Source organism: Microbacterium paulum, from assembly GCF_015707995.1.
Lineage (GTDB): Bacteria > Actinomycetota > Actinomycetes > Actinomycetales > Microbacteriaceae > Microbacterium > Microbacterium paulum.
In genome coordinates this window covers 36,752-58,493 of the sequence record NZ_JAAGRY010000004.1, presented here as the reverse complement: position 1 = coordinate 58,493, position 21,742 = coordinate 36,752, and the positions used below count along the sequence as shown (strand labels likewise).

21 protein-coding genes are annotated in these 21,742 nt (G+C 66.2%); 3 read left to right on the top strand and 18 right to left on the bottom strand.

Annotated features, from left to right (window positions below):
- Positions 1-41: 41 nt before the first annotated feature.
- The 18 genes from G3N18_RS02130 to G3N18_RS02045 all read right to left on the bottom strand — a co-directional run bounded on the left by G3N18_RS02130 (position 42) and on the right by G3N18_RS02045 (position 20,157).
- Positions 42-1,106, bottom strand: coding sequence for a hypothetical protein (locus G3N18_RS02130; protein WP_196382674.1), 1,065 nt, complete (start codon positions 1,104-1,106; stop codon positions 42-44).
- Positions 1,103-2,092, bottom strand: a complete 990-nt coding sequence (locus G3N18_RS02125; protein WP_196382673.1) for a TniB family NTP-binding protein — start codon at positions 2,090-2,092, stop codon at positions 1,103-1,105. The genes G3N18_RS02130 and G3N18_RS02125 overlap by 4 nt, the downstream gene beginning before the upstream one ends.
- Positions 2,089-4,146 carry a Mu transposase C-terminal domain-containing protein gene (locus G3N18_RS16420; protein WP_196382672.1) on the bottom strand — a complete coding sequence of 686 codons (2,058 nt, stop codon included), beginning with the start codon at positions 4,144-4,146 and terminating at the stop codon, positions 2,089-2,091. The genes G3N18_RS02125 and G3N18_RS16420 overlap by 4 nt, the downstream gene beginning before the upstream one ends.
- Positions 4,077-4,811: a TnsA-like heteromeric transposase endonuclease subunit gene (locus G3N18_RS02115; RefSeq protein WP_196382671.1), complete on the bottom strand. Its 735-nt coding sequence runs from the start codon at positions 4,809-4,811 to the stop codon at positions 4,077-4,079. The genes G3N18_RS16420 and G3N18_RS02115 overlap by 70 nt, the downstream gene beginning before the upstream one ends.
- A 394-nt stretch (positions 4,812-5,205) precedes the next feature.
- Positions 5,206-5,946: an SOS response-associated peptidase gene (locus G3N18_RS02110; RefSeq protein WP_196382670.1), complete on the bottom strand. Its 741-nt coding sequence runs from the start codon at positions 5,944-5,946 to the stop codon at positions 5,206-5,208.
- 46 nt (positions 5,947-5,992) lie between these two features.
- A complete protein-coding gene (locus tag G3N18_RS02105; protein ID WP_196382669.1) occupies positions 5,993-6,427 on the bottom strand; it encodes a ParB family protein in 435 nt (144 codons plus the stop codon).
- The gene (locus G3N18_RS02100) at positions 6,424-7,422 is read right to left on the bottom strand and encodes an AAA family ATPase (protein ID WP_206692884.1); all 999 of its coding nucleotides are present in this window, start codon (positions 7,420-7,422) and stop codon (positions 6,424-6,426) included. The genes G3N18_RS02105 and G3N18_RS02100 overlap by 4 nt, the downstream gene beginning before the upstream one ends.
- Before the next feature lie 144 nt (positions 7,423-7,566).
- On the bottom strand, positions 7,567-8,685 hold the full coding sequence (locus G3N18_RS02095; protein ID WP_196382667.1) for a hypothetical protein: 1,119 nt from the start codon (positions 8,683-8,685) through the stop codon (positions 7,567-7,569).
- A gap of 736 nt (positions 8,686-9,421) precedes the next feature.
- Entirely contained in the window at positions 9,422-9,658 is a 237-nt protein-coding gene (locus tag G3N18_RS02090) for a hypothetical protein (protein ID WP_196382666.1), read from the bottom strand.
- 86 nt (positions 9,659-9,744) lie between these two features.
- Positions 9,745-11,862 (bottom strand): FtsK/SpoIIIE domain-containing protein, encoded by a 2,118-nt coding sequence (locus G3N18_RS02085; RefSeq protein WP_196382665.1) that lies wholly within the window; start codon positions 11,860-11,862, stop codon positions 9,745-9,747.
- Entirely contained in the window at positions 11,862-12,149 is a 288-nt protein-coding gene (locus G3N18_RS02080) for a hypothetical protein (RefSeq protein WP_196382664.1), read from the bottom strand. The genes G3N18_RS02085 and G3N18_RS02080 overlap by 1 nt, the downstream gene beginning before the upstream one ends.
- 82 nt (positions 12,150-12,231) lie before the next feature.
- Positions 12,232-13,524 (bottom strand): M23 family metallopeptidase, encoded by a 1,293-nt coding sequence (locus tag G3N18_RS02075; protein WP_196382663.1) that lies wholly within the window; start codon positions 13,522-13,524, stop codon positions 12,232-12,234.
- Complete coding sequence (locus G3N18_RS02070; protein WP_196382662.1) at positions 13,521-15,389, bottom strand: hypothetical protein; 1,869 nt, start codon at positions 15,387-15,389, stop codon at positions 13,521-13,523. Before G3N18_RS02070 ends, G3N18_RS02075 begins: the two co-directional genes overlap by 4 nt.
- Before the next feature lie 89 nt (positions 15,390-15,478).
- Positions 15,479-17,989: an ATP-binding protein gene (locus tag G3N18_RS02065; RefSeq protein ID WP_230403756.1), complete on the bottom strand. Its 2,511-nt coding sequence runs from the start codon at positions 17,987-17,989 to the stop codon at positions 15,479-15,481.
- Between the two features lie 9 nt (positions 17,990-17,998).
- A complete protein-coding gene (locus G3N18_RS02060) occupies positions 17,999-18,577 on the bottom strand; it encodes a hypothetical protein (RefSeq protein ID WP_196382661.1) in 579 nt (192 codons plus the stop codon).
- 2 nt (positions 18,578-18,579) lie between these two features.
- A complete protein-coding gene (locus tag G3N18_RS02055; protein WP_196382660.1) occupies positions 18,580-18,888 on the bottom strand; it encodes a hypothetical protein in 309 nt (102 codons plus the stop codon).
- A gap of 25 nt (positions 18,889-18,913) precedes the next feature.
- Complete coding sequence (locus tag G3N18_RS02050) at positions 18,914-19,798, bottom strand: conjugal transfer protein (RefSeq protein ID WP_196382659.1); 885 nt, start codon at positions 19,796-19,798, stop codon at positions 18,914-18,916.
- 113 nt (positions 19,799-19,911) lie between these two features.
- Positions 19,912-20,157: a hypothetical protein gene (locus G3N18_RS02045; protein ID WP_196382658.1), complete on the bottom strand. Its 246-nt coding sequence runs from the start codon at positions 20,155-20,157 to the stop codon at positions 19,912-19,914.
- Between the two features lie 294 nt (positions 20,158-20,451).
- Here G3N18_RS02045 and G3N18_RS02040 point away from each other — a divergent pair, with 294 nt between their 5' ends.
- Genes G3N18_RS02040 through G3N18_RS02030 form a run of 3 tightly spaced genes read left to right on the top strand, consistent with a single transcriptional unit; the run spans position 20,452 to position 21,705 of the window.
- A complete protein-coding gene (locus tag G3N18_RS02040; protein WP_230403754.1) occupies positions 20,452-21,144 on the top strand; it encodes a hypothetical protein in 693 nt (230 codons plus the stop codon).
- Between the two features lies 1 nt (position 21,145).
- Positions 21,146-21,340 (top strand): hypothetical protein, encoded by a 195-nt coding sequence (locus G3N18_RS02035; RefSeq protein WP_196382656.1) that lies wholly within the window; start codon positions 21,146-21,148, stop codon positions 21,338-21,340.
- 47 nt (positions 21,341-21,387) lie between these two features.
- Positions 21,388-21,705 (top strand): winged helix-turn-helix domain-containing protein, encoded by a 318-nt coding sequence (locus G3N18_RS02030; protein WP_196382655.1) that lies wholly within the window; start codon positions 21,388-21,390, stop codon positions 21,703-21,705.
- Positions 21,706-21,742 lie beyond the last annotated feature (37 nt).

Genomic DNA, 21,742 nt, shown 5'->3' with positions numbered 1-21,742 from the left:
CGTGGGCGCCGCTGGCCGTCCACGACTTGCCTACGCGTCACCTATACCTCGACGACATCCGGCAGAGGATGCCGGCGCACCAGGACGCGGTTCCGCGGCGCGGCGACTCCGGGCTCGTAGGGGAGGATCTGAATCCTGACGGTGCTTAGGTGTCTGAGTAGGCAGCTTCGGTGGCGCTGGGACGATGCGACGAGTGACTTCTCGAGGGTCGCGGGGCGGTTGTTGCTCGCGTTCTGGCGCATGCCGAACGCGGTCTCCACAGCCATCTTCCCTCGCGCCACGATCCGTTCCGCGACCTGATGAAGCCGTGGAGTCGCGCAGCCGTTCATGACGGTGACAACCGCGGCCTCAAGAGCCCACACCTGCTCCGCAAGGCTGAATCGAGGGCTCAGCAAATAGCTCGCGAAGGACAGGTCCGTGAGGATCGTGGTCAAGCGCACGATCTCGGGGTAGGCCACGAGGAACACGCTGTCGGCATCGAGCGAGTCGATCCCGATCGTTGCCATTCGATCGGCGATTCTCCCCTCTGCGCGCTCCTCGATCGACCAGTACCGAATGAGAGAAGCGGCCAGTTGCAGCTCGCCGGTAGTGAGTCCGATGCCGCGCTTCCAAAGCGTGCCGGACAGGCAACGCTCAGCCTGGGCGTACTCCTGGAACGGTGTGAGGTCGATATCGGCGCCACCGATGTGCCAGCGCTGATGGCGGTTGCAGACCGCGCCACCCCTGCTGCACACCGACGACTGCTCACCTCTCGCGCACCGCAGGCAGGCAGTTCGCGCCGCCTGGTTATACCCGCATCGCCTGCAGAGCGTGGGTTGCCAGGCGTAGTGCTGGCAGCGGACGTACATCGCGTTCCTGCGGGCATCGTCCGCGAAGTGCCCGGGTTTGAGACCGCCGAGCCGTTCCGCCCACGTTGCAGCGCGCTCGAGGTTGGGATGCGAGGGCGACATTCCAGCGAGGTCCGTGACGTGGAGCCGAAGATCGCGGGGAGTGAGCGCGTTCGCGGTGGCGAGCCTGCCGAGGAATCCCGTGATCGTCTCGGCGGCGAGTGGCTGCACCATCACTGGTAGCCGGCGCACGTTCCCCGCCGGCGTCGGCGTCTTCACGTCGCCACGGGCACCATGTCAGGGGCGGCAACCGGAACAGTGCCGAAGACGGTGTCCAAGTCGAGGCGTTCGGTGCCATTATCGATGGCCTCCATCGCGAGCATGTGCACCATCCCAGTGAGGTCTCCGATCACGCCACCCGTCGCGGCGTGGAGATGGCTCACGTGGCGCAGAATCGCCTCGGGATGCTGGTCGATGAGTCCGAGGGAGCTCTCGACCGCGACGAGGAGATCGGCCCATCCCGCCTCGCCTCTGCCGGTGTTCTCGAACTTGTGCAGGTTCAGGATGTCGAATCGGCTGCTGATCTGCCGTCCGCGGGTGCCGTCGAGCAGCCCGCTGGCTTCGACGTCGACTCCGGCGTAGACGAACGTGCCGGGGCACTTCTCTGACAGTTGTTTGAGTGTGTCGGACGCTTCGCCCATCTGCTTGTACTTCTGGTTGATGTTGTGGATCTCATCGACGATGATCAGCTCGGTCCCGCAGGCTGCGATCACGCTGGCGACGGTGTTCATAAGCTCTCCCGTGTTGTAGTGCGCGCGGACCGGGAGGCCGAGGAAGTGGGCGAACTCTCCGAGCATCAGTTTCGGGGTGCACGACGGTGGCACTGACACGTAGATCACCGGGATCGAGTTGCCGCCGCTGGCCCGTCCGATGTCGCGTCGGCGGCGTTCGAACCTGCGAGCAATGTGCGAGACAGTGGTGGTCTTGCCGATGTTCGGCTCCCCCGACACGATCACGCCGAGCTTGCCGTGCGACTTGTACTGATTGAGCATCAACCGTCGCAGGATCTCCGTCTCGATCGCCGCGAACTGTGCCGTGTTGACCACCGGGCCGCGAATCATGAACTGCTTGCGCGCTTCACGGTTCATCGCACGGTCGCCCGGCGACATCGCATCCAGCTCGGCGCGCGTGATCGGAAGCGGCCTATCCAAGCTTTCGCTGACGAACGCGGACCAACCCTCCCGCGTACTGATGGCCTGCGTCATGTCAGCCGCTCCCACACTCCGTCGTCATCAGTGAGCAGCGAGAAGCCGCCGCCGCGTTCCCAGATGACCTCGTCTCCGTCAGGCTCGGTCGTTGGCGTCTCCCGGGCGATCGTCTTCGAGACACCTGTCATGTGCATGGGATCGCGGTCGACCTCGGCCGCGCGGACCGCGCGATTGCGCTCTTTGCCAGGTCTCACCCACTGGGCGCGCTTCATCCGGTCTGCAAGGTATGCGGCCTCTTCACGGGTCGCCGTGTCCGCGGCCGTGTCAACAGCGTGGGCCGCTTGCCAGATCTCGCCGCCCATCGGCTCGTCGAGGAGATCGCCAACACACCGGAAGGGCACGAACTCGTCACCGTGCTCCACCCACACGAACAGTGGATTGTGCGGGTCGAAGCGGACCACGCAAGGTCGGGTGGCGCCCTCTCCGCCCGCTCCAGCAGCACGGAGCTCGGTGAGGCGGTTCGAGCGGTACACGCGCCGCGCATGGTTGATGCCGTAGTCCTGCAGCGTGCAGCGCTTGGCAGGAAGGAACCCGATGAACTCGTCCAGCCCGAACGGGACATGGAGCTCGGGTGCGATCCGCCGGTAGGCGCGGAACATCTCGTTCGGTGTGAGCGCCCGACCCGGCAGCATCGGATCGGACAGACCAGCGTGCGGTCGGTTCTGCCACTCGATCGCGATCCAGTCCTCGAGCAACTCCTGCAGCTGGTCGAGAGCGAGTGCCTTATCGGTCGGTTCGTCTCTGCCGCGACGCTCGACGCTGCCACCGGTGAAGCCCTCCAAGTACTGCACGAAGCCATCTTTGATCGCGTCGAAGCCGCTCTCGACATGCGGTTTGTCGGTGCCAGTCTCGTGCGCCGCATGGATGAGCGAGATCCCGGCTCGCTCACAGCCCCGGCGGAATGCCTCGGAACGGTAGATCTTGCCATTGTCAGTCGTGATCGTCTCGGGGAAAATGTACGGCTGCGCGAGCCGGTGGTGGTCCAGTCGCTCCTGGTCGATCATGAACCGCCCAGTCCAGGTCGCCGCAACCCGCTCCCGCTGCTCCCGGGCACCGGGCGGCCGCAACTCGTAGGGAGTCAACGCCCGCGCGAGCACGCCCGCGAGATCTGCGGAGTTCGTTGCGACTGCCCGCACGACTCCCGCGAGGATGGAGCGGCACGAGACGTCGTGGATGACCGTCAGCTCCGCACGGTTCAGCCGACCGTCCAGCAGCCGCGATGGCACGTCGATCACCGTGGAATCGATCTGCACGTGCTCCCCCGGTCGCAGCGAACCGTGCACACCGAACGCCCTACCGGGCTTGTTGGCGGACGACTGACGTGACTTCGCTGAGCCGTTCAGCTTTCGGGCCGTGGGATGGGCCGCGACCATCCGGTACAGCGTGCGCTGACTGGGAATGTCGATGGCATCGCCGTGGTCCTCCTCCAGCATCCAACGCAGTCGGTCGAGCGTCCGGCTCGTCGTGCCCGACGATCGCGTCGTCCCGTTCTCGCCGAGTTCGCTCAGCGCCATGCCGATGCGAGAGTCGATGTCTCGCTTGCCTCGGTTGAGGTGCCGCGCGTCCACCAAACCGAGGACCCCTTCCGCGCAGTAACGGTGGAACTTACGGCGGACCGTCTCCAGCGAGGTCACGGAGGTCAGTTTCGACATCGCCGTGCGCACGTCCTCGAAGAACACCTTCGCCGGTTGTCCATCGTCGACCGCGGCCTTGACCACAGCCAACTGCTCAGCCCACGCATCGACAATGCGTCTCTCGTGATCGTCGAGTCCGTCCAGGACGCGGGCCGCGGAGCCTGTCGCCGAATCCGTGCGGTCCGCATGCCAGGTGACATTCGGCAACCTGACCAGCTCATCGGCATCGACCATCCGCGTGAAGTCACCCTCCAGAGAGCGGAGAGTGACATGCCGGTAGTCAGCCGCGATGATCACGAACCGCTCCTCATCCCAGGTCAGCGTCACACCGATGCCGACCCGCACGATCACGCCGCCTTCGCGACCGTCGTTAACGACAAACGCCGCGACGAGTCGAAGATCAGATCCCGCCACCACAACGCCGAGTAGACCGCACCCAGCGGCTGAGGCGCTACACCCTCCAGCAGGCTCGCCCACTCCGACAACCGCGCGGACTCACCGGAGTGGGCACGCATCACATCCAAACTCGCCGAATCGCGCCACCGGTCATACCGGTAGCCGGACAGGAAGCGAAGATTGCGGCCCTCGCTCTCACTGATGTCGTGCACAACGAAGTAGTCCCACCCCAGCTCGCCACACAGGGCCGAAGTCCAATCGAATGCTTCGACGTCATCCGGCTTGATGCGCAGCAGAGGCTTCACATCGATCACCGCCGCCGATCCATTGCGGAAGCGGACGAAGAAGTCGGGCGCGTGGCGTCGAGGCGTTCCCGCCCAGTCAATCCACATCGGCTGAGACGCGATCGCAGCGACAGCAGGGTCACGGTCCATCTGCATGAGGGCGACCCGTTCATACAAGGACTCGAACCAGACATGCCCGCCGGTCGTGGCGGCCCAGTACTGGCCCATGTAGTTCTTCTTGTGCTTCCACGACTTCGGGGTCCGGACCTTGTCGACGGCCTCGAACTGCACATCGACCACGTCAACAGAATCCCGGCGATGATCCACGCCCCGAAGCACGTACTCAATCTGAGCGTGCGGCGCGTTCACCGTAGCCGCGGGTTCCCAGCGCTTCAACGACATCTGCTCTCCGATCTCGACGAGATTGTTCAGTTGGAGAGTCCTCTGACGCCGCCAGAGTACGACCGACCAGGCACGCAGGCGACGAGACACGCCCGCAGACAGACGACGGGCCCGCAGAAACTACAGATGGATTGGCAGAAACTACAGGTCGGTTGTCACAACCACAGAATCGATGGCAGAAACTACAGATGCGTTGTCATCGGACAGAAACGTGCTTGCAAATTGCGTGTATTTTGCATGCAGGTTTCGCCGCCCGTGTTAGGCTGAGCCGCAGCTTCGATCCGCGCTATGGCGCGAGAGAGATGCGGAGGCTCAGACCAACAGGCCCTCTCCCCCGGTACACGTTCCGCGCACAAGCCGTGCGCGATCCGGGGGCGGGAGCTGCTTGCATTTTTCAAGCAGGTTTCGCGGTGGGCTCGGTGATCGGATCGAGGATCCGCGCGTCATGCTTGTCGACGGTGCGGCTGTTGTTCAGGCTGCGGTTCACCAGGCGGGTTCGCATCGTACGGGCGACGGCCTGCGAGCTGTGATCGAGCAGCTCGAGCAGTTCTTCCCGGTTGCCGGCGGAGGCGCGTGCATCGCCGTCGACGGTGAGCGGGGTCGGGTCGAGCCAGGCATCCCAGAGGTCTGGTGTGACGAACGCCGGCATCCGGTCGTGGACTTCTCCGGAGGCGTCGCGCGCTTCTCGGGTGACGACGACGAACACACGCGCGCGGGCACCGGAGATCTCCGTCGTCCACGTGAGCCCGGCCGCGGCCAACAGGCCGTCGCCGGAGATCAGGTGAGGCTGCTTGTCGCCGGCGGGCCCCGTCCACTCGATGTACCCGGGAGACATCGGCACGAGGCATCGGCTCCGCGAGAACGCACCGACCCAGAAGCGGCTCGTGAGCTTCTCGATGCGCGCGTTGATGATCGGTCCACCGGCCGGTCTGTTCGGGGGCTTGGGCCAGTCCCATCGCGCCAGCGTGAGCTCACGTGGGTCGCGGTCCTGGTCCGTGCCGGTCCGCACGATCGGCGCCGACGTTGTCGGGGCGATCGAGTAGGTGGGGCGCCAGTCTGCCGCGCGGCCGCCGGCGGCGACGAAGGCTGTGATCAGCTCGTTGGTCGTTGAGCTCAGGGCGTATCGGCCGCACATGCTGCGAGGGTATCCCCCACGGATACACGCTCGCTGGTGCGTGTACTCAGCCGCGCATGGGGCGACCGCGCTGCAGTTTGCCGCTGGCGGCGAACGGTTCTCCGTCGTTGTGCAGCTGCTCGCGGCGGATGGTCTCGTTCAGCAGCGCGGTCTCGACGAACGCGCTGAAGGACTCGTCTCCCTCGAGGTGCGCGGTCGCCTTGTACGTCGCGACGACGCGGGAGCGAGTGTCGGCGTCGATGTACGTGTTGACACGCCCCTGCTCGCTCTTGAGGGCTGTGGCGGGCTTCCTGGGCGCCGTGGCACGCCGAGGTGCTTCCGGTGCGACCGTGGGGCGCTCAGAGGCGGTGGGTGCCCCCTCGATGCCTTCCGCGGGGGCGGCCCCGATAGGCGGCGCGGGGCGGTTGCGGGCGATCATGGTCTTCGGGCTCACCTTCCGGGGGGCGAGCCCGGGGATGGTGCGTCGGCTGTCGTCGCTCATGCGTGTGCTCCTTCCAGCTGCGTTGCTTCGGCTTCGACGAGGCGGGCGTTGATTTCGAGGGCGATCGCGTGCAGATCGTCGGCGACGGATCCGGCGGTCGAGCTCGTGAGCTGCTTGTTCTTGAGCTCGCCGCTGCGGATCTTCCACCAGGCGATGCCGGCCTTGGTCTCCTCCTTGGCGCGGTCGTCGAGCTCGTAGGCCAGGAGGCCCGCGTTGCGGGCCTGGCTGGCGACGGCCTCGCTGTGGCGGACTGTCCGCTGGAAGACGATGTCTCGGCCGATACCGTCTTCGTCTCCGACGCCGAACATCTCGTCGAGAGCGTGACGGGCGTCCTTCTCCGCGTTGCGGACGACTACGGTGCCGTCCTTTCGTGCGGTGGCGGTTCCGACGTCGGTGAGGACGACGCCGAGGAGGTCGATGCCCCGGTTCACGTCGAGGACCTGGTCGATGCGCTCGGCGACCTTCGCGACGCCCTTGATGCTGGACATATCGGTCTTGCTCGGCACCAGGACCCAGCGCGCGGCCGACAGTGCGGCCAGCTGCAGAACCCCATCGCCAGGGGGGCAGTCGAGGAAGATGTAGTCGTAGTCGTCGGCGACGGGAGCGAGAATGCGCGCCAGCGCGAGCTTCGCGGCCGCGGGGTTGCGGCCCATCTCCGCGCTGAGCGCGGCGGTCACGTTGTGTAATGCTCCCCCGCCGGCCCACACATCGAGGTTCGGCCTCACTTCGGTGATCGCGTCGACGGTCCCACTGAACATGAGCGCCTTGGCGAGCGACTCCCCCTCGTCGTTGCGTTCATCCCCGGAGTAGCCGAGGTCGTCCTCGAGGTTTCCCTGCGGGTCCAGGTCGACGAGAAGCACGCGCCTGTCGTTGAGAGCGAAGTAGCCGCCGACGTTTGCGACGAGCGTCGTCTTACCGACGCCACCCTTGAGGCTCTCGACTGCGATGACTCTGCTGAGCACTGCGTGGTCGATCAGATGTCCTTGAGCAGCCACTCTCATCCTCCAGTGTTAATGACGGGATTACCGTCGTTTCCGGCAATACACGTATCAACGTGCTTAACGAATATAACGTGTATTCCGTTCTTCCCGCAATACACGGCATTACCGTGTCTTCCGTTCTTCCCGCTAATCACGTTATTAGCGGATTTGGATAAGGAGGAGGAGCTCCGCGACAGGTTCGGGAATCGCGAGAGGTGTCGTAATGACCTTCGCCTGCTCGCCGTACAGTTCGATCGTGATCGACTGGCCATCGTGCTCCCAGCACGCCCGGCGTTCGACCTGATCGTGCGCGGGAGTCCAGTCGGCGTCGACGAGAGCTCTCTCGAGGAGCGTGATGTCGCCCACCAGCTGCTGAAGAGCTCTGGTGTGCTGGTGGAGGGGGATCGATCCCACGAGCGCGGTCACGAGCGCCTTGGTGGCAGCGGCGCGAGCCGCCTGGGACGTGCTCGACCGGCGGGGTGCTGAGCGGTGGTGCTCGGCGAAGAACGCTGCGCGCGCCGTCTCGGCTTCCTCGAGTACTGCTGCTTCCTCTTCGGCACGGGCCCGTGCTTGTTCCGCGGCCGCGGCCCGAGCCCTGACCCGGTTCTCGTGGTCTTGGAGCTGCTTCTCCCTGCGGGTCTGTCCCTTCGTGGCCGCCTGGAGCTTCCCGAGCATCCAGGCGAAGTGCGCGAGCCGGTCGTGCTTGTCTGCGTTCTCGAGTGGCCGGATCCGGGCCGCGCTCAGCGCCTCGTCGAGCTCGGCGCGCAGCGTCTCGAGGGTGTAGCGGTCAGGGGTGACGTGGTAGCGCTCGAGGATGTTGCACAGGTGGCCGATGTGCCGGCCGCCGAAGAGCGCTCCTGGTGTCGTTGCGGGGCCGGGGGAGTGCAGGCCGTAGTTGCGAGCGATCCTCCAGGCGAACTCCTGCAGTGCGATTGGGCGGGGCGATCTGGGGGACTGGGGGCGAGATTGACTCTTTCGTCTCAGCTTCGGCCGCGGAGCGGCCGTCCCGTGCGCTCCGGCGCGCGTTGGTGACCACCTTTGATCGTGAGGTTCCTCAAGAACTGAACCGCTACGCGGTAGGTGGAAACTCTCCACAGGTCGCGCGGATTCGGGGATGGTCATGGCACGCACGGAGGCTGCCGCTTCCTGGTAACCGCCGTGGGAACGCTTCGCCTGCCGGCGCTCGGCGGGGGAGAGGTGCCTGCCCATCACGACGGTGACGGCGAGCCCGAGCTTCTCGAGCAGCCGGCGAGCTGCTCCAACGGTGCGGTCCGACATGCCTAGCTGGTGGGCGACAGACGCGTGCGAGGTGGTGACGCCTCTGCCAGTGAGTCGGTCGGCGCACTGCGCGTCCATCTGCGCGACGCGGAGGACTGTGTCGGCCGAGATCTTCACTCGCCCCCGAAGCTGCTCTCCACGCGTCGATGAGAGTATCCGGCGGACCAGCGCCAGCCACGACGTCGCCGAATGCCAAGCCACGATTCGGCTGTAGGCGCCGTCTGCGACGGGCAAAGACCAGGACCGGGACGAGGGAGCATCCGACGAACCCGACCCACGCCCTGTGGCCGGCGTGGTCGAGGCCAGAGGACGCCGCCACCTGTGCACACCAGCGACGCACGGCGACGGCAGGGGAGCTGCGCTAGAGCGATTCCGTGCGGGTCTGCTCAGGCAGGTGCAGAGCCCATCAGGCGCGCTAGATGAAACGGGCTGAGGGGCCACCCCAGCAAGAGACGAGCTCTCAGGCGAAATCTGCTTGCATTTTTCTTGCAAACTGCTTGCAGATTTCGGCCGCGGATGCTGGAAAACGGTAGCTGTAGCAGTTACGATGGGGTCACCTCCTCCTGCTGGTTGAGGGCGCAACAAAGGCCCGGGTTGCCTCCCGGCGCATACGACAAGAGATGCGACCTGCAAGTCGCGGATCTTGAAGGAACTAGTTCGAACTGCGCGTCGCCAAACACTTCAGTTCGAAACCACTGACACCAGGTCCCCTCGCTTCGGCGGGGGGACCTTGCTTTTAGGCCATCTCGATAGGCAACTCCTCGTCGCGACTGTTCTCTGGCCAACCGACAGGGAGATCCTGATCGGTGACCTGGATCTGGTCGATGATGAACTCGAGCATGACTGCGCCAGACACGCCTGCGTTCTTGGCAAGCTGTTCGACGCGGGAACGGCGTGAGCGCTCGATCTTGTACCCGACGGGAACAGGGTCGATCATTGTGCCCCGCTTCCTGCGGGCTTGAGCCTCGGCCATGCCGCCAGCGTAGCGGTAGCGGTAGCACTACGCCTAGACATTTGGGACTAGCGTGTCGTCCCACTCGAAGACTGGACATCGGTCAGTCACGCCGTTTCTGGTGCGCGGACGGTGATGGTGCCGTCGGTGGGGAGGGCGAGGGTGCCGGGTTCTCCGGTCTCGTAGTCGCGGTAGGTGAAGGCGATGTATCCCTCGTCGAGTTCGTCGTACTCGGCGGACTCGACGAGGCCCCAGGTGTTGGTGTCGGGGTCGACGAGGGCGAGGAGGCCTTGCCGGGCGAGGCCCCCTTCATCGTCGAGTACTTCTTCCACGACGAGCTCGTCGGGTTGCGCATAGCCCTGGAACAGCTCCTCGGTGTCGTCGAGCTCGGGCTCGGCCTCTTCGCGCTGGATGCGCTCGAGCTCGGCGACGCGCTTGCCGGCGTCGTCGTCGTCGAGACCGGTGAAGATGCCGGCGGCTTTCCGTTGCAGCTCGGCCGCTCGGCCGGCCTCGACGATCCTCGCTGCCATGTAGTCGTTGTAGTCAGGGTTCCCCTCGGCGCCGGTTCCATCGAGGTCGGGTTGGTCTTCGGGGTCAACGACGGCCATCAGCTGGTGGATGGTGTGCTTGGGAGTGATCTGCTCGACGAGTTTCATGTCGTCGGGGAACACCCAGTTCTCGGGGTGGTCTGCTTCGGTCTGGTAGGGGTCCGGAGTCCAGTACGCCTGGATCTCGACGGGCACGCCGTGGTCGTCGTAGGCGATGCCGCGGCCCTTGGCGTTGACGGGCACGGTGACGCCGATGGAGTACGAGTTCCACATCATCTGGGCGCCGTCGGGGGAGAGGCGCCCGAACGAGGCGCGGAACCCGAAGTTGTCGCGCATGTCGCCGGTGAGGAACTCTGTGTCGGGCCGCTGCAGGCCAACGAGAGCGTGCATACGCACCTTGCGGGCCAGGGACATGAAGTCGCTGATCTCCTCGAGCACAGGAGGCTGCGTGCCCGGGCCCTTGGGCTTGACGGTGCGATACCAGCGAGTGGCGGCGTTCTTGAACGTCTTGAACTCGTCGATGGGGAACAGCACCGGTGTGAAGTCCTCGAGGCGAACGCGGCCGCTCTCGTAGTCCTCGAAGCGCTGCTGCATGATGCGGAACACCTCGTGGGCGACTCGCGCCTGGTGGTCGATGCGACCAGCGATCAGGCGCACGTTCGGCCATGAGCGCAGGCCGAGCAGTTCGATGCGCTTGCCGTCGATTCCCCAGATCTCCCAGCCCTGTGCCGCGAGGTACTGGATGATGCCGAGCATCGCGACGGTCTTGCCAGCACCGGTCTTGCCGGTGATCAGTCCGTGCGGGTCGCGCTTGGGTCGCCAGTAGATGGTGTTGCCGTCTTCGTCGACAGCGAATGGCACCTTGAGGTCGTCGTAGGTCGCGAGAGGGTCGACCGTGGTCGGCGCGATGTTGGGGTTGAAGATGACCCCTGACAGGTTGGGGCGCACTTCGAAGCGGACGGTGTCATGCTGCAGGTCCCAGAACGCCCGCCACCGACCGTCGAGCACCGCGGAGATCTGCGACTCGATGCGCGCGCGCAGCGCGTTGGAGGAGAGCCGGGGGGTCACCTCGTAGCGGACGGTGATCTCGCGCAGCTTCTCCTCGACGAACTTCGCGCTCGCCTTCGCATCTCCACTGAAGGTCTTCGCGATCACCGTGTTGACCCGTTCGATCTGGGCGTCTTTGCTGGTGTCCTCGACCGCCAGGTTCACGGTCAGCAGGAACCACCCCTTGCGGGGCTTGTGCTTGCCGAGCTTGTATCGGGTGTCGAACGCCCGCTCCATGACTCGCTTGGTCTCCCCGAGGATCTCGGGGAACGACTCGTCGGAGACGGGGTTGTAGCGCACCAGCACGCGCGTCGGGCGCCCGAACCAACCTCCACGCCACCGAGACGCCACCAGATGCTCTCGTGCCGGCACAGGCCATCCCAGGGCGCCATAGATCCGCAGGATGCACAGATCCATCGCCTCCTGACGGCGCGAGGACCGAACATGGGTCGTGATGACGGCCGCGGCTATCAGCACCATTGCCGTGGCCGCGAGCACGACGAGGCCGGCGGCCACCTCGAGGATTGCGCCGACACCGACGATCACGAGCGCGGCGGCCAGGAGCGACCCGACCGCCAGGATCGGTGGGTTGATGCGGGGGAGCGCGGCTGCCGCGGCCCGGGACGACATCAGCGGGATCCCGCCTTCTCATCGCGTGCGGCGTGGTGTCGCTTGATCGCCCACGCGCCAAGAGTGAGTACCCCCACCAGCAAGCCCGCCAGGATCATGACACGTGCGAGATCCAGACCGATCCCGTCAGCGATCGGGATCAGCACGTTCTCGTCGACGAGCAGGCGAGCCTGCAGCAGCGCCCCGCGCACGTCGGGAAGGAACGAGGCGAGGATCCCCGGACCGATCAAGAGCAGGAGGATCGGGAGGGTGAGGATCAGCATTGTGCGGTCGTCGTCGGTGTTCATGTGGTGCTCCTTGCTGTGCGCATGCGCGTTCACTCCATAAGGGGTCTGGTCTGAGTCGGAGAGTCGACAAACCCGTTGCCGCTCATAGCCGCTTGCACCAGTCGTCCGGGCATACCTCGACACCCCACAGGCGCATAAATTGCTCTGGGTCGACGAAGTTCTGATGCTCGGGGCGGGTCGCCCCCGCCATCCGCGTCTCGTTCTGCGAGAGGGTGAGCTGCGCGACCTGCGCGTTGGTGTTCTCGGCCACGTTGATCCGCAGATCGAGGTGGCAGCCACCACTGGGAGGCACGTTCCCGGTTTTCCCGATCTGCTGCCCCGCGACCACCTGGTCGCCGACGTTGACGCGCCGGTCGGACATGTACATGTGGAGGTAGGACACGACGAAGCCGTCGGCGTGCTTGATCGAGAGCCAGAGGGGGCTGCTGAGCGTGACCGTGCCAGGAAGAATCGCGTACACGGGGGCGCCGCAGTTGCCTGGCCAGTTCTGCAGGTCGATCGCCACATGCCAGGTCGAGGCCCCCTCGACGTCGATGTCACGGGGTCCGTAACCGCTGGTCATCTGGTAGGGCTGATCGAGAGGGAGCGCCATCTGGCCGCTGATCGTTCCCGAGCCGCACCCGGCGGAGATCCCATTGCCGAGGGTGCTGATCAGCTGCTCTGCGCCGGCTTCCCACTTGTCGTACGCGTCGGGGTAGGCGCTGACCTGAACGGTCTGCGCGGCGACGCCTGGGGTCATGCTCTCCCAGCCGTCGATGTCGCGCAGGCCGCGCGGAGAGCCATGGTTCGGGCCATCGGCACCGCCGTAGAACGCTTTGATCGAGTAGTCGAGGTTCATCCGCTCCTTGACCGAGCCCCAGCCGGCGCGCTGCTGGAAGGGATTGACGCTGTCGTGGTCGCTGCCCACCGCGTCGTGGTCGTAGTTGAGCGACTCGGGGACGGTGCTGTTGGCGTACATGCGCAGCACCGACTCCTGCAAGGCCGTCATCAACGCGACCTTCACGCCCTTATCGGAGATGCCGAGCTGCCGGCCAACGGTGATGATCGCCGTGGCGATCGCCAGCTGCTTGCTGTTCAGCGTCACGGTGCCGTCGCCGCGCGAGATCTCCAGCGAGTCCGGCGCCGACTTCGTCGACGTCGTCGACGAAGTCGCGGCCGCGGCGCCCTTCGCGGGTGGAGGCGGCGGTGCCGAAGCTCTCGTCGCGGATGTGGTCGGCCTGGTGGAGGAGATCGCCGCCGGGACGCACCCGCCCGACCCGCTGCCGGAGGCCGCAGCCGAGGAGGACAGCGCACCCATCGCGACAACGACAAACCCGCCGAACCCCAGAACGAGGACAACGACGAGCGCACCGGCGATAAGTGCGAGCTTCTTCATCGCGACGCCAGTTCCTTCGGTCGGAACGCTTCGAGCTCGCGACGTCGCGCCTCAGCGCGCGGGGACACGGCAGCCGGGCGGGGCGGCATCGAGGACACGTCATGCACCGGCGTGGCGGGGCGCCGGCGGGCAGTTGCGACGCCGTTCTTGTCGACCTCGATCCGGCTCGGAGACTCCTGAACCCTCATCACTTTCAGCTCGCCCAGATCGGCGCCGGCCCGGGCCGCCTTCCCGGTGACGCCCTTGGCCACCTCAACACCCGCTGCGGCGGCCGCGCCGGCGACGCCGCCGCTGGCGGCGCCCTTGGCGACGTTGACGGTGACTCGGCCCGCTCCGATCGCCTTCTTCGCTGCGGAGCCCCCGTGAGGACGCGGTCCGGGGCCGCCGGTGGGAGCCGCGCTCGACCCGGTCGAGGACCCACTGCCGGTCGTGAGTGCGGAGCGCGATGTTGCCGCGCGCTGCGGGTCGCGAACTTGCCGAAGCACCATCGGGTCCGGCTCGGGCAGATCCGGGGCGGGACCTTGCACGGCGGGGGTCTTCTTCCCGTCCTTGTGGAAGAGGTCGTAGGCGTTCTTCGCCATGCTGGTGACCGCGCCCATCTTCAGGAGGGCGTTGGAGTCCTTGGGTGCGCTCTTCATGCCGAGGCCGAGACGACTCAGCGGCCCGGCGGCCATCCGGCCGGCCTTGAGCGTCGCTTTCCGCGCGCGCCAGATCAGCACGACCATGATGGTCAGCAGGATCGATAGCAGGAGCATGCGGAAGTTGTGGGGGATCCCGCCGCTGGCGGTCATGATCCAGGTGGTCAGCTTGAGGTACAGCGACAGCAGGCAGGTCATCACGATCAGGCTGATGAGCCCCATGATGGAGTCGCTGATCGAGCGCCACAGGGGCTCGCGGTTGACCGGGAGGATCGCGAGGTAGACGAGGAACATCGACTTCACTGCGGCGACCAGGAAGAAGAACACCGACACCATCAGCAGCGCGGTGATTGCCAGGGCGAAGATCAGGAGGGTGAAAACGCCGCCGGCGTTGATGAAGGCGAACATGATGTTCAGCCCGCCGGGGTTGTCCGAGACGGACTTCGCGAAGTCGGGCAGGCAGTTGGAGAGCGTTGCGTATGTGCCGGAGAAGATCCCGGTGACCGGGTCGGAGACGCTCATCGCCTGCGTATAGGGCTCCTGGCAGTTGTCGGGGAGCACCATGCCGTAGGAGATCACCTGGTGCGGGACGCGGATGAAGACGTCCACGAGCTGTGAGGTCACGGCTGCAGACATCGTGTCAACGTCGGTGGAGGTTTGCGTGTCGTCGACGACGATGGCCCCGGCCAGCGATCCGCCCCACTCCTGCGCCTTGTCGAGCATCCCTCCGGTTGCCGTCAGCGTCGCGACGGGGTTGGCGAGGATGCCCACGGCGAGGACGGACATCACGAGGGCGACGACGATCTCCCAGATGCCTGCGGAGGTCTTCCCGAACAGGATGGCCGCACCGCCCACCAGCGCGGCGATGGTCAGTGCGAACGGGATCCAGCCGATGCCGGACAGCTCGCCTTGCATCCAGGAGGCGAGAGCGTTGAACGGTGTCGCCAGCCAGGACACCCACTCGAAGGACAGCATGAAGCTGAACAGCCAGATGATCGCTGTGGCGACGTAGTACTGGATGACCCAGACCAGCTGCACGATGAAGTTGGCGATCACCTTCGCCGGCGTCCAGATGTCGCCGGCGTTGACGTTGATCGCCGCGAACCGTTCGATGGGGACGCCATGACTGTCGGTGAACTCGGTGCCTTCCGGGAGGAGCCAGGAGGCGTGCGCTGCTTGCGCTGTGATGCTGGTGAAGTAGATCACCAGCATCACCGTCACCAGCACCTTGGTCTTCCGAGGGTTCAGGTGCGCCCATACGCGTGCGCGCAGCGCCCACGACGACAGCGTGTGGAACGAGGAGGCGTAGAAGGAGATCACCGGGACTCCACCGGGGCCGAGGGGGTGGACATGACCGCCTTGCGACGCTCTGGACGAGCAGGCAGGGTCTTGCGGAACTTGCCGTACCGGCCGCGGATGTCCCGCATGATCCCTTCACCGCGACGCTCCGGCGCGACTTCACGGCCCGCCCCCATCGGGCTGAGGTTCTTCGTCACCTCACGGATCGTGTCGACTGTGACCGGCAGGCCGAGCCATTCCAGGGCGCGCCGTGCGAGGTTCTCGTCGGTCTGGCGCATCACGAATCGGATCTTGATCAGACCGCGGGTCACCTCGTCGCCGAAGTCGGCCGGGTCGTGGGAGCCCACCGCGGCGGCCGCGCCGTGCTTGCGGCCGTCGCGGAAGAATGTCTGCAGCTCCGCCTCACCGTCGCGGCTTGCGGTGATGTGGTGTGCCTCGTCGAACACCGCCAGGGCAAGTTGGTAGATGTCCATGAAGCACGCCTCCCGGGTCAGCTGCGTGAGCACCGCGTACATGGCCCGGCCGAACTTCTTCTCCAGCGGCAGCTGCTTGAACAGGTGCTCCTTCTCGACCTCACCGCGATCCGGCAGCGGCAGTCCGCGGGTGGTGAACACGATGGCGTCCGCGCTCAGATCCAGCGCGGGGATGGTCTCGTCGAACAGGACCGCTCCGAAGTCCTTGGTCGCCACGACGCGGATAAGGTGGAGCAGCTCGGTGGCGATTGTGTTGTCGGTGAGCTCGGCGAGATGTGTCATCAGCGAGCCGAGGCTCCTGATCCCGTTCTTGGCCATGTACTCGGCTTCCAACAGGCGGGACAGCTCGACACCGCGCGGCTCGACCGGGTCGACGTTCAGCATGAGTGCGAACAGGGACTGCACCATGCGAGAGCCCCTCTCGGGGCCGAGGACGCGGATGGGGTCCAGCGACCACTCCGGTTCGAGGATGTCCACGACGCGCACCTGCTTGCCCGTCAGCGACTGGGCGAACGTGGCGTACTCGCGCGAGTCCGTGCGGTCGATGGCGACGATGCGGCCGCCACGATCCAGGACATCCCCAGCGATCGCCTTCAGCAGGACGCTTTTCCCGGCGCCGAGCTCGGCGACGACCCCGAAGGATCCTGAAGAGTCCGCGCGGATGTTGCCGTGCAGATCGATCAGGATCGGCGTGTGACGTCCGGTGGTGATGTTGTCCCCGAGGCGGATGCCCCGGTCATCGCCGAGGGAGCAGCTGACGATCGGGAGACCGGAGGCGAATTCCCTCCCGGTCGTGATCTGCGCGAGGTCGCGGACGATCCTCGAGGTGGGAGTTCCCGGCTGCATCGCCCACCACAGTTCCTCCTGCCCTCCGAGCGGCGTCTCGAGGAGGAAGTCGCTGGCCTTGAAGTCCGCTGCCAGGTAACGGGCCCGCGCCTGGGCGATGTCGGCCGTTTCCCCGCCGACCGCGAAGATCACGGTGGCCTCGACCTCGACTTCCTTGTCGGAGACGTTCAACGACGCGTGGTAGGCCGCCAGCGTCTCCCCAATCTCGACGAGGTCTGAACCGCTGCCGGTGATGGCGTTGGTGCCGGACTGCTGCTGCACCTGGTCGATGAGCTGCTCCTCCGCACGCTTGTTGCGACGCTTGACAGCCTCGGCGGGGGACACCGTCAGGCGGATTGCCCAATCGACGTCGATCTCGTACTGCTCGACCCTGCTGATCCATTCCACGCCGGGCATCAGCCACCCACCCTTGGGGCCGGCGACTACGGCCTGCATCACCTGGTAGCTGGGTAGCTCGGAGTGGGGGCTCTGCACCTTGAGGTAGCGCCTGTTGAACGGGAGGAACCTCTTGAGCTCACTGGGGGAGAGGTCGGACTGACCTCCCTCATCCAGCCATGGCCGCGGCATGGCCGTCGGCAGCTGGGTCGCAGGCACTTCGTCGATTCCAGCGACCTCGTCGGGTGCAGCACCGTCGGCGACCAGTCCGCGGTGCTGCGAGCGCATCGCGATCCAGACCTGCTCGGCGACGGTGGCGGGGCGGGCCTGGAAGCCGGCGGGGATGCGGTGCTCGAGCTGGGTCGCCGCGGCCATCGCCGCCGAGACCTCACCTTTGGTGGGGACGCGGCGAGGCAGCGCCAGTTGCTCACGGAACTGGTCGGAGCCAGCGCGCCACGCCGCTCGTAAGCGGGTGCGCCAGTTCCCGGCAGCGAGAGGGATCGACAGCCAGTAGACCCGCTCCCCGAGCGGGATCTCCTCCAGCGAGTCAAGCGTGAGAGCGCACTCCTCAGCCCACGCGGGTGTGTCGCGGATGTCGACGCCGGCGAGCATCTTGTCGACGATGTCCACGGGATCCGTGGCAGCGCAGTAGCCCAGCAGGAGCGCCTCGCCGCGCAGTGACTGGAACAGTGCCTGATGCTGGGAGAGGACCAGCTGCAGCATCTCGTCGGTGCCAAGGCCGTGCGGGAGTCCCTGAAGGCGCCAGGTCGCCCAGATTGTCCCGGTGCGAGTCCAGGTGAGGTGTCCGGCGAACGCGGCGGTGGGGATCTGCATCACGGTCTCCTAGTTGGTGGTCGAGTTGATCTGAGCGAGCAGCCGCTCCACCCCGGTCTCGGGACGGTGCTGCGTGACCTCGGCCGCGGCGGGAACTGGATCGCGGCGTGTGCGCCGAGGGTCTGGGGCAGGTGCCGGGTTCGCCTTCGGTGTCGGGGATGGAGCGGTGACCGGGGGGCTGGTTCGATCCGTCCGGGGGGAGAGCACCTGCATGCCGCCACCGGCGGCGTGCGGTGGGGCGAGTCGGATAGCCTGCCCCTGGTACTTCCCCCCGAACGGCTTGAAGACGGCTGCCGTGCTGTCGAGGAACGCGAACAGCAGGTTGCGTCGCGTCATCGGTATCCGCCCCACGAGCCAGGTCGCGGCGAACCCGATACCTGCCGTCATGAGGAGGTCGAGGAGGATCTCGCCAGTGCTCCACAGCAGGCCGCGGGTGACCAGCATCACCAGCAGTACGGCCCCGCCGACCCCCACCTGGGTGAGGGTGTAGGGGCCGCCGGGAATGCGGCTGCCGTCGTTCATCCGGCCGATCATCTTGGGGAATCGGCGGGATCGCGTGTAGAAGCGGGCGATCTCCTCCTGCGGCATGGTCACACCGCCGGCGCGGTCAGCTCCGGGAGCACCCATACACCGGCGTCAGCCGTGAGCTGAACCGTGTGCGATGTCGGGGCGGAGTTGACCTCGGTGTTGAGCCGACTGGAGAAGAGCTGGATGCCGCCGTTGACGAGCATCACGACCACCGCGGCCGCGAGACCGGTGACGATGATCTTGCCCCACTTGAGATTGGTCGCGATCGCAACGCTGATCACGACGACGATCGCGAGGAAGATGACCGCCGTCTGCGCGACCGTCGTCCACGTGCCGAAGAGGCTGATGAGCCAGGAGGAGAGAGAGTCCATGGTGCTGTTCCTTTCAGGTGCCCGCTCAGTGCGAGGGGGTCGGGGCGGGTGTGGCGGGCTTGGAGGTCGCTCGCGTTGAGCGCTCCTGTGGTGCGGGATCGACCGAGGTCGTCTCCCAACGCCCATCTCTCGCGGTGAGGGTGAGGGCGTAGGTCGTGGTCAACCGCTGACCGGTTGCGCTGGACACGTCCGCAGTGGCGAACACGTGAACCACGTCGCCGTTGGCGGGACTGTCGGAAGGGGTGAGGTCGCTGCGCACATCGGTGACTTTGAGCTGCTGATACGGCGCCGGGGCGATCGCGGTGATGGTCGATCCCGGCGAGATCACCCGGGTGATGTCACCGGAGCCCGCGAGGTAAGCGCCCAGGAACGACTCCACAGTCGTCCGTGCCGATGTATTCGGTGAGACCGTCTTCGTGTAGGACAGCTGCACGGTCGACGAGTCGCGGGACGGCGCTGCCACAGGGGTGGGGAGAGCGAGGACCGTAAGGCCGGCGCCGCTCACGCGCACCGGCACCGAGAAATACCTGCGCGGCCAGATCTTCGTGCCCTTGTCGGAGGTCATGTCGTACTCTTCGACGTTCGCGGCGATGACGACGGACACAGTTCCCGTGCTCTCGATCGGGTCGATCGAGACGACGCCCAAGTCTCGGTACGCCCATGCCTGTTCGCTGAGCAGCGACGTCGCCGAGTCGGCGACGTAATCCAGCAGAGCACCGGGCTGCTGGCGGGTGGCCCCCAACCATGCACCGACGAATGACATCGCGTAGGCGCCGGACTCCTGCTGCTGCACCGTCAGCCCGGTCTGCGTTGCGGCCACAGCCACGGCAGGCTTCGAGGGAGGCAGCAGCAACTGCATCCCCAGTGCCACCACCCCGCAGGCGAGCCCCAGGTAGAGCAGCCCTGTCACTGCCTTCTGCCCCAAGGAACGCCCGTGCGACCAACTGCTTCCCTGCGCAGTCGGTTGCGGGTTCGGCGCGGCGGCGTCCGGCGCGGCGGGCGCCGCCGCGGTCTTACGAAATCTCATGATGCCTCCCCGGCGATGCCGCCATTGAGGCGGCGGAACTTGGTGGCCGCGTCCTGGTAGCGGTCGGAGTTCAGAAACGCGAGGGCCCGCTGGCGGGTGGTGGGGGAGAAGAGCTCCTCGTGCAGGTCCAGGGCGATGTCCTGCCCCTCGTCGAACACGCCCAGGACGGTCGCGTTCTCCTGGAGCTGTGCCAACAGATCAGCGCCGATGACCGCGTCGTCCTCGCCCTCACGTGAGCTCATCTCGCTCTCCTCGTTCCTGTGGTCCGTGGGAGCGGTTCAGCCCCCTCACCTACAAGGGGTGGGCGCAGCGACGCGAAGTGGACAAACTCGCCAGATTCTTTTGCGGCTCTTCGATACACGCCCGGATTCCGCGTCATTCCGGGGAATCGCGCGATCACCGAACTGCAGACGAGCACGTCGAAGCTGTCCCCGATACACGCTCGGGTACACATCGCGTGAGGACCGTCGGGTGGGAACACAACCCTCAACCCGGGAGTCCCCATGTCGATCACCAGCACGCGGCCGGCGCCGCTGATGACCCGCTTGAACACTGAATGGACCAAGCTGATCGCCGAGAAGGAGCACCAGTTCGGCTCTCTCGGAACTGCCACCTCGGCAGCCATCCTCGAGAAGATCCGCAGCAGCAGGAACGCCGCTCAGGACTGTGTCCTGTACGAGCTCGTCACCCTCGCCCACGCCGGAGACCGCAACGCCGAACGGGTCCTCCTGCAGGCACTGATCCCCGCAGCCCAGCGCATGGCACACCGGGTGCGCTCCCTCGACGACTTCGACCGTCACGATCGTGTCGGGTACGCGATCGGGGCCGCGTGGGAATCCATCCAGCGCTACAAGCTGCACCTCCGCGCTCGGGTCATGGCGAACCTGACCATGAACATGCTCGGCATCCTCGCGCCCGAGAAGAGCGCCAACGATCGGATTATCGCCGACCACACCACGCCCGTCGCAACCGACGTGCTCGAGGCGGAAGCCGGAGCTTGGGTGGCGCCGGAGCCGACCGCTGAAGAGCGTCTTGCCGAGCTGTTCACCTGGGCGCTCGACACGAACCTCGTCACCACCGCGGAGATCGCGCTGCTTTCACGTACCGCACTCAGCGACGAGAAGCACGCCGCGATCGCCGCCGACCTCGGCATCACCGTCGCCTGCCTTCGCAAGCGCGCCGACCGCATCCGTGCCCGCATCGCCGGCGCCGCCAAGGAAGGGCTGTGAGGTGAGCGCAGACGACCACCGCCACGCATGGGACCGGGCGCACGACTTCGCTACCCAGCACCCACTGTGCGTGACACCAGAACAGTTCGCCGACGAATACCAAGCCGCCATCGACGACCTCCGCAACGAGCTGCGGTATCCCGACCTCCCAGACCCGACCCCGGCGGAGTTCGCCGACTCATCCCTGTACCTGTAACGGCCACATCCCGGAGGTCGGTGATCACGCCTGGCACAATGGCGTGCATGCCCGAGCCTTCCCCCGAGCTCATCGACGACCTGGTCAAGACGATCGGACTATCGCCATCCCGTGTCGGCATTGTCCGGATTACGTATCAACATGGCCACGTCACCGCCGGGCAGCTCATGGAGCAGCTCGGCATCGCCCGCAGCACGTTGACCCATCACATTCAGCCCCTCGTCGACGCGGGCATCCTCGTTGCTGAGGCCGATCCTTCTCGCGCGGGCACAGCCTCCGGATACAACCGGATCCTCTGGAGGGTCGACCAGGACGCTCTGCAACAGCTGCTCCGGAACGTCGCGCACGCGCTCACAGGAGAGTGACCGGCCCCCATCCTCGACGAGATCAGGCTGTCCCCCG

Coding starts and splice junctions, on each gene's coding strand:
- G3N18_RS02040 (WP_230403754.1), top strand. CDS start 20,452: ATGACCCGCTTGAACACTGAATGGACCAAGCTGATCGCCGAGAAGGAG.
- G3N18_RS02045 (WP_196382658.1), bottom strand. CDS start 20,157: ATGAGCTCACGTGAGGGCGAGGACGACGCGGTCATCGGCGCTGATCTG.
- G3N18_RS02065 (WP_230403756.1), bottom strand. CDS start 17,989: ATGCAGATCCCCACCGCCGCGTTCGCCGGACACCTCACCTGGACTCGC.
- G3N18_RS02090 (WP_196382666.1), bottom strand. CDS start 9,658: ATGGCCGAGGCTCAAGCCCGCAGGAAGCGGGGCACAATGATCGACCCT.
- G3N18_RS02115 (WP_196382671.1), bottom strand. CDS start 4,811: ATGTCGTTGAAGCGCTGGGAACCCGCGGCTACGGTGAACGCGCCGCAC.
- G3N18_RS02080 (WP_196382664.1), bottom strand. CDS start 12,149: ATGAACACCGACGACGACCGCACAATGCTGATCCTCACCCTCCCGATC.
- G3N18_RS02105 (WP_196382669.1), bottom strand. CDS start 6,427: ATGAGCGACGACAGCCGACGCACCATCCCCGGGCTCGCCCCCCGGAAG.
- G3N18_RS02055 (WP_196382660.1), bottom strand. CDS start 18,888: ATGGACTCTCTCTCCTCCTGGCTCATCAGCCTCTTCGGCACGTGGACG.
- G3N18_RS02060 (WP_196382661.1), bottom strand. CDS start 18,577: ATGCCGCAGGAGGAGATCGCCCGCTTCTACACGCGATCCCGCCGATTC.
- G3N18_RS02075 (WP_196382663.1), bottom strand. CDS start 13,524: ATGAAGAAGCTCGCACTTATCGCCGGTGCGCTCGTCGTTGTCCTCGTT.
- G3N18_RS02110 (WP_196382670.1), bottom strand. CDS start 5,946: ATGTGCGGCCGATACGCCCTGAGCTCAACGACCAACGAGCTGATCACA.
- G3N18_RS02095 (WP_196382667.1), bottom strand. CDS start 8,685: ATGTCGGACCGCACCGTTGGAGCAGCTCGCCGGCTGCTCGAGAAGCTC.
- G3N18_RS02085 (WP_196382665.1), bottom strand. CDS start 11,862: ATGTCGTCCCGGGCCGCGGCAGCCGCGCTCCCCCGCATCAACCCACCG.
- G3N18_RS02125 (WP_196382673.1), bottom strand. CDS start 2,092: ATGACGCAGGCCATCAGTACGCGGGAGGGTTGGTCCGCGTTCGTCAGC.
- G3N18_RS02030 (WP_196382655.1), top strand. CDS start 21,388: ATGCCCGAGCCTTCCCCCGAGCTCATCGACGACCTGGTCAAGACGATC.